An 11430-nucleotide genomic window follows, 5' to 3' on the forward strand; every position below is an offset into this window, starting at 1 on the left:
TAGAATTCCCAGCATGTACCGTGTCTTTGAATCCCTTGATGAATTAGTTCAGCATTTGGAGCAGGCTTCTGGCTTTCCCATGACCTCCAATTGCTTGGTCCCCCGCCATGAGATGCTGGCGCTTCTCGATGACCTACGCAACGCGCTACCTGTAGAAATCGACGATGCGCAGGACGTTTTAGACAAGCAAGACGAGATTATCCGCGGCGCCGAAGAGCGCGCGGATAACACCATTAATGAGGCGTCTGCGGAGGCCACCGACATGGTGAATCAGGCGCGCCAAGAGGCCGATACCACGGTCGCGCAGGCAGAAGAACATGCCCAGCGGCTGGTGGCCGATGCTGAGGCGCGCGCTCAAAACACCGTGGAGCAAGCCCGGGCAGATGCAGACCGCACCATTGCTCAGGCCAACGAGGAATATGAACGCTCGGTGGCGGAAGGCCGCCAGGAACAAGAGCGGTTGGTCTCCGAGTCTGAAGTCGTCCGCCGCGCCAATGAAGAAGCCAACCGGATCGTGGAAACCGCATACACCGAATCTAACCGGCTGCGCACGGAATGCGATGACTTTGTAGATAGCAAGCTCAGCGAATTTGAAAGCTCTCTTAGCGGACTGCTGCGCACCGTAAACTCCGATCGTTCCGCCCTGCGCGGTGGGGCTGGCGTGCGCTCTCGCGGCGGCGATTACTTGCCTTCCCCTAACGCTGGGTCCTCCCGCGGTGGTGCTACCGGTGGTACCGGTGCTGCACGTTATGGCGCAGACGACGGCTACGATCGCCGTTATACCGAGCGCTAAAGGCTCAAGTTACAAGGCACGACGCTTAAAAAGTCCTGCTGCACGGGATATTCGCGAAAATCGCGTCACCGTGTAGCAGGACTTATTGTGCCTGTCGGAGGCTAGACCGAGCTGCGCGAGTTGGAGTAGCGCGGGGCGGGGGATGATGAGGGGGCATCGGCAAGCGTGGCCTCAGCAGCATTCGTAGCAGGGTGAGGGCGCTGGCTCTGGACCGCCACGAAGGCGACGATTCCCGCGCTGACCAAGCCGGGGAAGAGGAAGGTGACCAAGGCCGTAGTGAAGTAGGACGAGAGCGAGGTCACCGAACCGTTCATAAAGTCTTGAGGGAAGAACATCGCGCTAAGACTAATGACCGCGCCGGTGGTAAGGAACATGGCGCCGACGCTAAGCAACGCGCAGGCAAGGGCTTCGCGCGAGAGCCACGTGATGGCGGCGGCGCTGGCAGAAAATACAAGGGCGCCGGTAAGCACCGTGAGGTCGAGGCCGGAGGGGATGACCAAAATCGCGCCGGCGATAAGCCCGGCGCACATGCTGAGGATGAGGGCGGAGGAAAGGCGCAGGCCCTTGTCGCCGTAGATGCCAGAGTGGTTAGCCTTGGGCAGGCGATGGAGGACTGCCCCAGAGATGACTAAGAAGGTGGCGGGAAGGCAGCACAACACTCCGAATCTAGGAGCGATAGCGCTCAAATCTCCTGAGGCCGCGGCCAAGTTGTAAGTCATGCCTTCAGGCTAAGGCCGCCGCGGCCTGCAGGAAAGGGAAAACCGGCAAGCCATAGCGCTTTATGCCCGAACCTTCAGTTTCTTGCCAGAAAATGCGGTCGTGCCAGCAACTACGCGGAGTTTGCGAGGCAGGGTAGACTACCAACTGTTATGACATCTCCATTGAAGTTCGAAGTGGGCGAATTATTAAACGCCCAAGGCGCTGACGCAATGCCGGAACAACGCACCCAGACGGGCCCTGCACCGGAAAGGATCGGCGTGGAAATGATCGCCATCCCCAAGGGCGAAGATCTCACCGTTGCCGCGACCCTGACCCCGTTGGGCTCAGGAGTGCTGGTTGATGCGGATATCTCCGGTGTCCTCACGGGCGAATGTGCGCGCTGCTTAAAAGAGCTCCACCCGCAGCTAGACCTGCACGTGACCCAGGTCTTCGCCGCCGATGAGTCCTTTGTCAGCGGCGACGAAGCCGAATCCGACGATGCCGGTTCGGGCGATGAAATCCCCGAAATCCAGGACGATGAACTGGATCTACTCCAGGCGGTTATCGATGAAGCAGGCCTGAATCTTCCCTTCGCCCCCGTCTGCGAAGACGGCTGCGATATCCAGACCCCCGAGGGCGTGACCACCGGAATCTCCGGGGAAGAAGAGGAAGAGGAAAAGATAGACCCGCGCTGGGCAGGTCTGGAGAAATTCCTATGAGCCGCAAGAAGAAGCTAACCGGGCAAGAGGCATGGGAGGCCACCTTTGCGGCGGTCGATCACACCCCGCTTTTGGAATCGCTCGGTGTTTCCCTTGAACCGGAAAACCTGCGCTTGGCGCTGACGCACCGTTCTTTTGCTAATGAAAACGGGCACCTGCCTAATAATGAGCGCCTCGAGTTCTTGGGCGATGCCGTCTTGGGTCTATCGGTGGCGGCGAAGCTATACGTGACGTATCCATCGCGCCCCGAATCCGATATCTCGAAGATGCGTGCGTCCATCGTCTCGCGCTATGGGCTTTCCGATATCGCGCGTGAAATCAACCTGGGCCCGCATATTCTGCTGGGCAAGGGCGAACAGTCCACCGGTGGGCGCGATAAGGATTCCATCCTTGCGGATACCACCGAGGCGATTTTCGGTGCCATTTATCGCGAGCACGGCTTTGAAACCGCCCGCGATGTGATCTTGCGCCTATTCGCGGAAAAGATCGATAATGCCTCCGTTAGTGGCCGCCACTTGGACTGGAAGACCACCTTGCAAGAGCTGTGCGCCGAGCTGAAGGCGCCCATGCCGGTCTATTCGGCTACCGCTACCGGCCCAGAACACGATCAAACCTTCAGCGCGGTTGCCACCGTCGCTGGGCTGACCGTGGGCCATGGGCAGGGCCATAATAAGAAATTAGCGGAGCAGCAGGCCGCGCAAGAGGCATGCCAAACCCTGCGCGAAACCCCGTTGCTGGTGCAAGGGACCGCCCATAAAGAAGTCTAACTAATGCCAGAATTGCCCGAAGTAGAATCGGTGCGCCGCGGGGTGGAAAGCTACGTCGTGGGCAAAGAGATTACGGCGGTAGACATTGCGCATCCGCGGGCGAACCGCGGCCAAGATGAACCGCTAGCGGGCCTTGTAGTGGGTAAGGAAATCGCAGCGGTCGCCCGTCGCGGCAAATTCATGTGGCTGGAATTCGTGGGGGAGGACCCGATGGATAGCCACCGCGACGTGCTTTTTATTCACTTAGGCATGTCGGGCCAACTGCGCATCGGCCCTACCGATTCGCCGCATCGCCGCATCACGGTAGGGCTCAGCGATGGCACCGAGCTGCACTTTGTGGATCAGCGCACCTTTGGATACTGGCTGTATGCGCCGTGGTCCACGATCTCGCATATCGGTTTGGACCCTCTGGAACCCGATTTTGATATCGCCAGCGCCGCGCGCCGCCTGCGGCAGAAGAAAACCGCGGTAAAGACGGCGCTATTGGATCAAACGTTGGTATCTGGCATTGGCAATATCTACGCCGATGAAGCGCTGTGGGCAGCGCGCATTTCACCGCGCAAGAAGGCTTCGGCACTGCGGCAGAAAGATGCCGTGGCGCTATTGGCCGCGGCACAGACCGTGATGTCTGCCGCCCTCAAAGCGGGGGGAACGAGCTTTGATTCTTTGTACGTCAACGTCAACGGTGAATCCGGCTATTTTGCGCGCTCGCTTGCGGCCTATGGCCGTGCTGGCCAGCCATGTTCCCGCTGCGGCTCGCTCATTGCGCGCTCCGTCATCGGGGGCCGCTCGAGCCATTATTGCCCCCACTGCCAATAGTGCTTTACCTGTGAGGTTCACGTTGTAGACCTTCAGGCAGTAAATTAATCCGCATGGAATTTCTCGAAAATGTCGTCACGACATTTAACGATGGCGTGTGGACATACATCCTGCCCTGGCTGCTCATTGGAGCGGGCCTTCTATTCGGTGCGCGCACCGCAGTGGTGCAGATCCGCAAGGTGCCCGATATGCTGCGCGCTGTGGTCGAGCGCCCCAAAACCGACGATGAGGATGAGGGCGCAGGAAGCGGGGGAATCTCCGCATTTAAGGCATTTACCATCTCTGCTGCCTCGCGCGTGGGCACCGGCAACGTGGCCGGCGTCGCGGTGGCCATTTCGCTGGGCGGTCCTGGTGCCGTCTTCTGGATGTGGATCATCGCCCTCCTCGGCGGCGCTACCGCCTTTGTGGAATCCACCTTGGCGCAGCTGTGGAAGGTCCGCAATGGCGATACGTACCGCGGCGGGCCGGCCTACTACATGAAGCGCGGGCTGGGCTGGGGCCCGCTCGGCGTTCTTTTCTCTATCGCCATCGTCTTTACCTTCGGCTTGGTCTATAACTCCTTCCAGACCAACGCCATCGCTGAGGCCGTGGCCTTTTCCTTCGGCCGCGAAGACGATGCCACCTTTGGCTCCATCATTGGCATCATCATCGCGATTGCCGCGGGCCTCATCATTTTTGGCGGCGTAAAGCGCATTGCCAATATCACCCAGGTGGTCGTTCCGTTTATGGCCCTGGCGTACCTGCTCATCGGCGGCTTCGTGGTCATTACGAACTTTGACAAGGTCCCGGGCATGCTGGGCGATATCATCGGCCACGCGCTCGGCTTTAAGGAAATCGCCGGCGCGAGCATCGGCGCCGCGATGATGAAGGGCATCCAGCGCGGCCTGTTTTCCAATGAGGCCGGCGAGGGTTCTGCCCCTAACGCGGCGGCTACCGCCACCGTCTCCCACCCGGTAAAGCAGGGCTTGGTGCAGACCTTGGGCGTGTACTTCGACACCATCGTGGTCTGTACCATTACCGCCTTCCTGATCCTGCTCGGCCCGGAAGTTGCCTACGGCGAAGAGGCCGAGGGCGTTTCCCTTACCCAGGCGGCCTTGTCCGCCGAGGTTGGCCACTGGGGCATTCACTTCGTCAGCTTCATCTTGTTCTTCCTGGCCTTTTCTTCCATCTTGGGCAATTACTACTTGGCAGAAGCCAACCTGGAATACCTCACCACCAATAAAACGGTGCTGAATATCTTCCGCCTTGTGGTGCTGTTCTTCGTCTGGTTCGGTGCCGTCGGCTCCTTGCCCTTGGTCTTCGCCCTGGCGGATACCGGTGCCGCGACGATGGTGATCCTGAATATCATCGCTATCGTCCCGCTATCCGGCGTGGCCATCCAATTGCTGAAGAACTTCAACGAGCAGCGCAGTAAGGGAGTCGATCCGGTCTTCCACCGCGATATGCTTCCGGATGTGCCCGGTGTGGAGTGCTGGGACGGCTCCGACCCCGTGACCCGCCGCAGCGATGCTGACCGCAGAATCTTGCGCGATCGCGGCGAGGCCGATCGCTATTAATATCGCTATTAATGAGGAAGGTGCAGTGACATGGAAAGAATGACCGCCTTTGTGCACGGCAACGTGCAAGGAGTGGGCTTTCGCTGGTGGACGCGCTCGCGCGCCTTGGAACTAGGCCTCGCTGGGCATGCAACCAACCTGGCAGATGGCCGCGTGCAGGTTGTTGCTGAGGGACCGCGCACCGAGTGCGAGAAGCTTTTGGAACTGTTGCAAGAGGAACCAAGCACCACCCGCCGTCCGGGTAGCGTCGATCTCGTGGTTGAGCAGTGGGCGGCTGCGAAGGGCGAAAGCGGCTTTGTGGAGCGCTAATAGCCAACCCAATGCTGGCTGCAACTCGTGTCTTAATGGCTTGCTACACTATCCAAAATGCACCTGAAATCGCTGACGCTCAAAGGCTTTAAGTCATTCGCGTCGGCGACGTCTCTCAAATTTGAGCCGGGCATCTGCGCCGTCGTCGGACCGAATGGTTCCGGTAAGTCCAACGTGGTTGATGCCCTTGCGTGGGTCATGGGAGAGGCTAGCGCAAAGACCCTGCGCGGCGGCAAGATGCAAGACGTCATCTTTGCTGGGGCTGGCGACCGCAAGCAATTGGGCCGGGCCGAGGTCACACTCACCATCGATAATGCCGATGGTGCCCTGCCCATCGAGTACTCCGAGGTCTCTGTGACCCGCCGCATGTTCCGCGACGGCGCGAGCGAATACGAAATCAACGGGGCAAAGGCCCGGTTGATGGATATCCAGGAACTGCTTTCTGATTCCGGCATCGGCCGAGAGATGCACATCATCGTGGGGCAGGGCAAGCTTTCTGAAATCCTGGAGTCGCGCCCCGAGGATCGCCGCTCCTATATCGAGGAAGCCGCAGGTGTCCTCAAACACCGCCGCCGCAAAGAAAAGGCCCAGCGCAAGCTTACGGGCATGCAGGCTAATTTGGACCGCCTGCAGGATTTGACCGATGAGCTGGGAAAACAGCTAAAACCCCTGGCACGGCAGGCGGAGGCCGCCCAGCGCGCGGCTACGGTGCAGGCGGATGTGCGCGATGCGCGCCTGCGCCTGGCCGGAGACCGCATCGTCGGCTTGCGGCAGAAGCTTTCTGCTGCCGAGCAGACCGCGACGGTCCTATCTACCCAGGTGGAAGAGACCACGGCGCAGCTCGAAGCGGCGACCGAGCACCAAATGGAGCTGGAAACCCAGCTAGAGGAAGTCAACCCGCAGGCAGAAGCCGCCCAAAAACTGTGGTTTGATCTCTCCACCCTGTCCGAGCGCATTGCGGCGACCCAGCGAATCGCAGAGGAGCGGGCGGATAACGCCGGGTCCCAGGTCGCCTATGCCGGCCAGGATCCGGATGATCTTGAGGCCAAGGCGACGCGCGCGGACGAGGAGCACGAGGAGCTCCTGGTAGCGGCAGAAGAAGCCGCGGAGCGGTTAGAAAGCATCCGGGAGGAAGTGGCGGAGCGTCGGCAAGCATTTGAGGCCGCCGAGCACGAACATATGGCGCAGGTGCGCGCCATTGCGGACCGCCGCGAGGGCGTGGTGCGCCTTTTTGCCGCCGAGGAAAAGGCCGCGGGGCAGGTGGCCAGCGCAGAAGAGGAGTTGGCGCGGCAGGAAGAGGCCGTGGCTTCGCTGCAGCGACGCACCCAGAATGCGCAGGCAGAAGCCGCTGAGGTAGCGCAGAAGCTGGATAATTATGCTGCGGAGCGCCAGCCTTTGGAGGAGGCGCATACGCGGGCCGCCAGCGAGTCGGGCGCTGCCGATAAGCGCTTGGATCAGCTCCGCGATGCCCAGCGCGAGCGCGAGCGCACTGTCTATACGCTGCGGTCCCGCATCGATACGCTGTCCCAGACCATCCCCGAGTCGGTCGAGGTGGGCGAAGAATTCCAGCCATTGGCCGCGTATATTTCCACCACCTATGAATCGGCGGTTGCGGCCGCGTTGGGCACCTTTGCGGAGGCGCAGGCGGGGCAGTTGACCGAAGGGTTGATTGCGGATTTGGAAAAGGGCCCGCGCTCGGCGCTGTTGGATGCGGCGGCGACCGCGCCTGCGAGCTCGTGGCGCGTCGATGCCGATTTGCCGCCGCAGACCTCCTGGCTGCTGGACCACATATCGGTCCAACCTGCGGTGTCGGCGGCGTTGCACAGGCTGCTTGCCGATGTCGTCCTCGTCCCCGATTTTGCCCACGGCCGGCGCCTCGTCTCCGAGGATCCGCGCCTGCGCGCCGTGACCGCTTCGGGCGTCGTCATTGGCGAAGGGTGGGTCGAGGTCGGTACCGGGTCCTCGTCTACCGTGGAAGTCACCGCCCGCATCGCGGAGGCCGAAGAGGAGCTAGAGCAGGCCAATCAAGCACTACACGAACTCTCCGGCACCCTGGAGGGAGCGAGGATTGCTGCCGAAGATGCCCGCGTGACGGCCGCGTCTGCGAAGGCGGCATTGCGGGAGCACGATACCGAGGTTGATGCCTGGAAGCGCGATCACCACCGCTTGGAAAAGCAGTACGAGGCCAATAAAGCGGAGCTGGAAAAGTCCGCGCAGCGCGCCACCGAGATTGAGGTGCGGCTGCAGAAGGCTAACCAGGAGCTTGCCGATGCCCGCGATAGGCTCGCCCGCGTCGACGCCGACGATCAACCAGACGAGCCCTCGTCTGCCGATAGGGATGCCGCCTCGGCTGCGCTCGAAGAAGTAAAATCCATGGAAATGGAAGCCCAAGTTGCCGCCCGCTCGGCGCAAGAGCGCGTGGGCCAAGTTGCCGGCAAGGCCGATAATCTGCGGCGCCAGGCCCAGCACGAACGCCAAGCGAAGGCCCGCCATGAACAAGCCATGGCCCGCCGCAAGGCCCAGGGCCAATTGGCCGCTACAGTGGCGCGACACGCACAGGACTTGGCCGCGCGGGCCAACCAACTCTTAACCCGCGCCACCTCTGAGCGCGATGAGTTTTTGCATGAGCGCAACTCCTTAAATTCCCAATTGCAGCAAGCCAAGCAGGCGGTATCGGTCGCACGCCAAAATAGCGACCGGCTAACCGCACGGGCGCATGAAGCAGAACTGGCGCGCTCGCAGGCGCAGGTGCGCCTGGATGAAGCGGAGAAAAAGATTGGCGAGCAGCTGGGCATCGCCATCGCTGACCTGCTGCGCGATTTCACCCCGGGCGAAGACTTTGACCGCAGCGCGGAAAAGTCGCGGCTGCAGCAGGCGGAAAAGGATCTGAACTCGCTGGGCAAGGTTAACCCCTTGGCCCTTGAGGAATATAAGGCGCTGGAAGAGCGATACAGCTACCTGTCTACGCAGCTAGACGATGTCATCCAAGCCCGCCAGGATCTCGCCGGGGTGATTTCGGACGTGGATAAGCAGATCCTGCAGCTGTTTACCGATGCCTGGCGGGACGTCGAAGCAGAGTTTCCCAAGGTATTCAACACCCTCTTCCCAGGTGGAGAGGGCCGGCTGATCCTCACCGAGCCAGAAGACATGCTCACCACCGGCATCGAGGTAGAAGCACGCCCGCCCGGTAAGAAGGTCAAGCGCCTGTCGCTGCTTTCCGGCGGCGAGAAATCCCTTACCGCACTGGCCATGCTCGTGGCTATCTTCCGCGCACGCCCCAGCCCGTTCTACGTCATGGATGAGGTCGAGGCAGCGCTTGATGATGTCAACCTGCGCCGGCTCATCGCCTTATTCGAGGAGTTGCGGAAGGATTCCCAGCTCATTGTCATCACGCACCAAAAGCCCACCATGGATGTGGCCAACGTCCTCTATGGTGTGACCATGCGCGGTGACGGCATCACCCGGGTCATCTCCCAACGCATGAATCCAGCCGGACTCGCGCCGGGAGCCGAGCAAGCAAGCCAGGATGCGATGCGGCTTGGAGTTGATGCGCCGCAATCAGGTGATGGGCTGCAATCAACGGAATAGAAGATTTCGCCTCCCTTATGTGCCGCAAGCCCGAAAGGCTGGCACTATAGAGGCATGAATTCTTTATGGTTATGGATCGGCATAGCAATCGTTGTCATTGTGCTGATTGTCGTCTTTATTGCAATCGGCAAAAAGCGCGGTGAATCCAAGAAGGTTTCATTCGAGAAACCCAAGGAAGAAGAGCCCAAGCAGCTAACCCAAGAGCAAAAGTCCGGCAATTACCAGGCCAAGTCCGGCTTCAACTTTGCTCCTGCGGGCTCGAAAGAACCCGAGAAGGTAGCGCAGGAAAAGCCGCAGCAAGCTAAGCAGGAGCAGCAGCCGGCACTTTCGGAGCAGTCGGAGCCGAGTGCTACCGATATCGCGAATGCCCAGCTCAATGGTGAAGAGCCGCCGGCAACCAAGCGACCTAAGCCGGCTAAGGATAAAGACGCTGCCCCCGAAAAGGCAGCCAAGCAGGAAGAAACGCAGCGCCAAGAACCTGCGGCCGGTGAGCAGCCAAAGAAGCCCGCAGAAACCGAGCAGCCTGCAGACGCCGATGGCGCCGGTGATGAGGCTAAGGTCGAGTCTGCTTCCACTCCGGAACCGGAGTCCAAGCCTGCGGCGGATAAGCCTGCGGCGGATAAGCCTGCCGCAGATAAAGCTGAAGGTAAGGGCGCTGCCGGCACGGCCGCCGCCGCTGCGGCCGCAGCTGGGGGAGTCGGTGCCGCTGGTGCTGCAGCCTCTGTTGACAACAAGACAGCTGCCGCAGATGATGCGGATAAGGAACCTGCAGATCAGGCAGAGGACCAATCTAATAAACCGGATTCCGCGCAAGCTTCCGCACCTACTTCTGGCCAGGCGGAAGAAGAGGATAAAGAGGCAAAGGGCGGTGAGAACTCCGCCCCAGCTGCCGCCGAGAAACCTGCAGCAGAAGGCGCAGACCACCGCGGCGAGCCGGACCATGAAGATAAAGATCCAGAAGACGTTGTATCCGTCGAGGCCGCCGAGGTAGAAGACGAATCACCGGTCTTTGACGCGGTAGTAGATGATAAAGACGCAGACCACATCGAAGAACGAGTCGATAACCACGAGGAAGCCGAAGAAGCTGCGGCTGCAGCCGATGCACAAACGGATGCTGCAGAAGCTGCCAAGGAACAAACCCCAGTACCGGATGGTAAACCTGCTGCGGCGGGCCAGCCCACCGAGGACATCGCTCCTGCAGGAGGCCGTCTCGGCCGACTGCGCGGCCGCCTCTCTCGTTCCCAGAACGCCATCGGCCAAGGACTGATGGGAATCCTTTCCGCCGGCGATCTGGATGAAGACGCCTGGGAGGAAATCGAAGATACGCTCATCATGGCGGACCTTGGCACCAAGTCCACGATGAAGGTCACCGATTCCCTGCGTGACAAGATCGCTGAGCGTGGCGTGTCGAGCGAAGAAGAAGCGCGTGCGATGCTGCGCGAATGCCTCATCGAGGCCTGCCACCCAGAAATGGATCGTTCCATTCGGGCGATGCCTAACGACGGCAAGCCGGCCATCGTCATGGTCGTGGGCGTCAACGGCACTGGTAAGACCACCACCACCGGTAAGCTCGCCCGCGTCCTCGTATCTATGGATCACAGCGTCTTGCTGGGTGCGGCAGATACCTTCCGTGCCGCAGCAGCCGATCAGCTAGAAACGTGGGGTCGCCGCGTGGGCGCCGAAACCGTGCGCGGCAAGGAAGGCGCAGACCCTGCCTCCGTGGCCTTTGATGCCGTGGCTACTGGTGTGGAACAGCAGGTCGATGTCGTCTTGGTTGATACGGCCGGCCGCCTGCATACCTCGACCGACCTGATGGATCAGCTGGGCAAGGTCAAGCGCGTTGTAGAAAAGAAGACCGAGGTTGATGAGGTTCTCTTGGTTCTCGATGCCACAGTGGGCCAAAACGGCCTGGCACAAGCACGGATTTTCCGCGAGGTCGTTGACATCTCCGGCGTCGTACTAACCAAGCTGGACGGCACGGCTAAGGGCGGCATCGTATTCCAGGTACAAGAGGAGTTGGGTGTTCCAGTCAAGCTTGTGGGCTTGGGCGAGGGCGCCGATGATCTTGCTCCATTCGAAGTCGAAGGATTTGTTGATGCCTTGCTAGGTGAGAAATAGGGACTCCTTCAACCGCCTTAGATAACTCCCCAGTACCCCGGCTGCTGAAAAAGCGAGATAGC

Annotated in this window: 9 protein-coding genes; 8 read left to right on the plus strand and 1 reads right to left on the minus strand. The window is 60.5% G+C overall.

The genetic code is table 11. From position 1 onward, the window contains the following. Positions 1-13: 13 nt before the first annotated feature. A complete protein-coding gene (locus tag HMPREF1257_RS01960; RefSeq protein ID WP_034659126.1) occupies positions 14-793 on the plus strand; it encodes a DivIVA domain-containing protein in 780 nt (259 codons plus the stop codon). Between the two features lie 101 nt (positions 794-894). Here the strand turns inward: HMPREF1257_RS01960 and HMPREF1257_RS01965 are convergent, their stop codons facing one another. Beyond that, a complete protein-coding gene (locus HMPREF1257_RS01965) occupies positions 895-1512 on the minus strand; it encodes a hypothetical protein (protein WP_023022954.1) in 618 nt (205 codons plus the stop codon). A gap of 150 nt (positions 1513-1662) precedes the next feature. Between HMPREF1257_RS01965 and HMPREF1257_RS01970 the strand changes: the two genes are divergently transcribed. The 7 genes from HMPREF1257_RS01970 to ftsY are packed head-to-tail and all read left to right on the plus strand — an operon-like array spanning position 1663 to position 11368. Continuing rightward, positions 1663-2211 carry a DUF177 domain-containing protein gene (locus HMPREF1257_RS01970; RefSeq protein ID WP_023022952.1) on the plus strand — a complete coding sequence of 183 codons (549 nt, stop codon included), beginning with the start codon at positions 1663-1665 and terminating at the stop codon, positions 2209-2211. After that, positions 2208-2978: a ribonuclease III gene (gene rnc, locus HMPREF1257_RS01975; protein ID WP_023022950.1), complete on the plus strand. Its 771-nt coding sequence runs from the start codon at positions 2208-2210 to the stop codon at positions 2976-2978. Before HMPREF1257_RS01970 ends, rnc begins: the two co-directional genes overlap by 4 nt. A gap of 3 nt (positions 2979-2981) precedes the next feature. Then, entirely contained in the window at positions 2982-3797 is an 816-nt protein-coding gene (gene mutM / locus HMPREF1257_RS01980; protein WP_023022948.1) for a bifunctional DNA-formamidopyrimidine glycosylase/DNA-(apurinic or apyrimidinic site) lyase, read from the plus strand. Positions 3798-3850: 53 nt separating this feature from the next. Further along, positions 3851-5353: a sodium:alanine symporter family protein gene (locus tag HMPREF1257_RS01985; protein WP_023022946.1), complete on the plus strand. Its 1503-nt coding sequence runs from the start codon at positions 3851-3853 to the stop codon at positions 5351-5353. Between the two features lie 30 nt (positions 5354-5383). After that, positions 5384-5662, plus strand: a complete 279-nt coding sequence (locus tag HMPREF1257_RS01990) for an acylphosphatase (protein WP_023022945.1) — start codon at positions 5384-5386, stop codon at positions 5660-5662. Between the two features lie 57 nt (positions 5663-5719). Further along, positions 5720-9250 carry a chromosome segregation protein SMC gene (gene smc / locus HMPREF1257_RS01995; RefSeq protein ID WP_023022943.1) on the plus strand — a complete coding sequence of 1177 codons (3531 nt, stop codon included), beginning with the start codon at positions 5720-5722 and terminating at the stop codon, positions 9248-9250. A gap of 54 nt (positions 9251-9304) precedes the next feature. Continuing rightward, the gene (gene ftsY, locus HMPREF1257_RS02000) at positions 9305-11368 is read left to right on the plus strand and encodes a signal recognition particle-docking protein FtsY (RefSeq protein ID WP_023022941.1); all 2064 of its coding nucleotides are present in this window, start codon (positions 9305-9307) and stop codon (positions 11366-11368) included. Positions 11369-11430 lie beyond the last annotated feature (62 nt).

Origin of the sequence: Corynebacterium sp. KPL1814 (genome assembly GCF_000478175.1) — a bacterium.
Taxonomy (GTDB): domain Bacteria; phylum Actinomycetota; class Actinomycetes; order Mycobacteriales; family Mycobacteriaceae; genus Corynebacterium.

What these genes read in the sequence shown, in the direction of transcription:
- HMPREF1257_RS01960 (WP_034659126.1), top strand. Translation starts at nt 14, where the DNA reads ATGTACCGTGTCTTTGAATCCCTTGATGAATTAGTTCAGCATTTGGAG.
- HMPREF1257_RS01965 (WP_023022954.1), bottom strand. Translation starts at nt 1,512, where the DNA reads ATGACTTACAACTTGGCCGCGGCCTCAGGAGATTTGAGCGCTATCGCT.
- HMPREF1257_RS01970 (WP_023022952.1), top strand. Translation starts at nt 1,663, where the DNA reads ATGACATCTCCATTGAAGTTCGAAGTGGGCGAATTATTAAACGCCCAA.
- rnc (WP_023022950.1), top strand. Translation starts at nt 2,208, where the DNA reads ATGAGCCGCAAGAAGAAGCTAACCGGGCAAGAGGCATGGGAGGCCACC.
- mutM (WP_023022948.1), top strand. Translation starts at nt 2,982, where the DNA reads ATGCCAGAATTGCCCGAAGTAGAATCGGTGCGCCGCGGGGTGGAAAGC.
- HMPREF1257_RS01985 (WP_023022946.1), top strand. Translation starts at nt 3,851, where the DNA reads ATGGAATTTCTCGAAAATGTCGTCACGACATTTAACGATGGCGTGTGG.
- HMPREF1257_RS01990 (WP_023022945.1), top strand. Translation starts at nt 5,384, where the DNA reads ATGGAAAGAATGACCGCCTTTGTGCACGGCAACGTGCAAGGAGTGGGC.
- smc (WP_023022943.1), top strand. Translation starts at nt 5,720, where the DNA reads ATGCACCTGAAATCGCTGACGCTCAAAGGCTTTAAGTCATTCGCGTCG.
- ftsY (WP_023022941.1), top strand. Translation starts at nt 9,305, where the DNA reads ATGAATTCTTTATGGTTATGGATCGGCATAGCAATCGTTGTCATTGTG.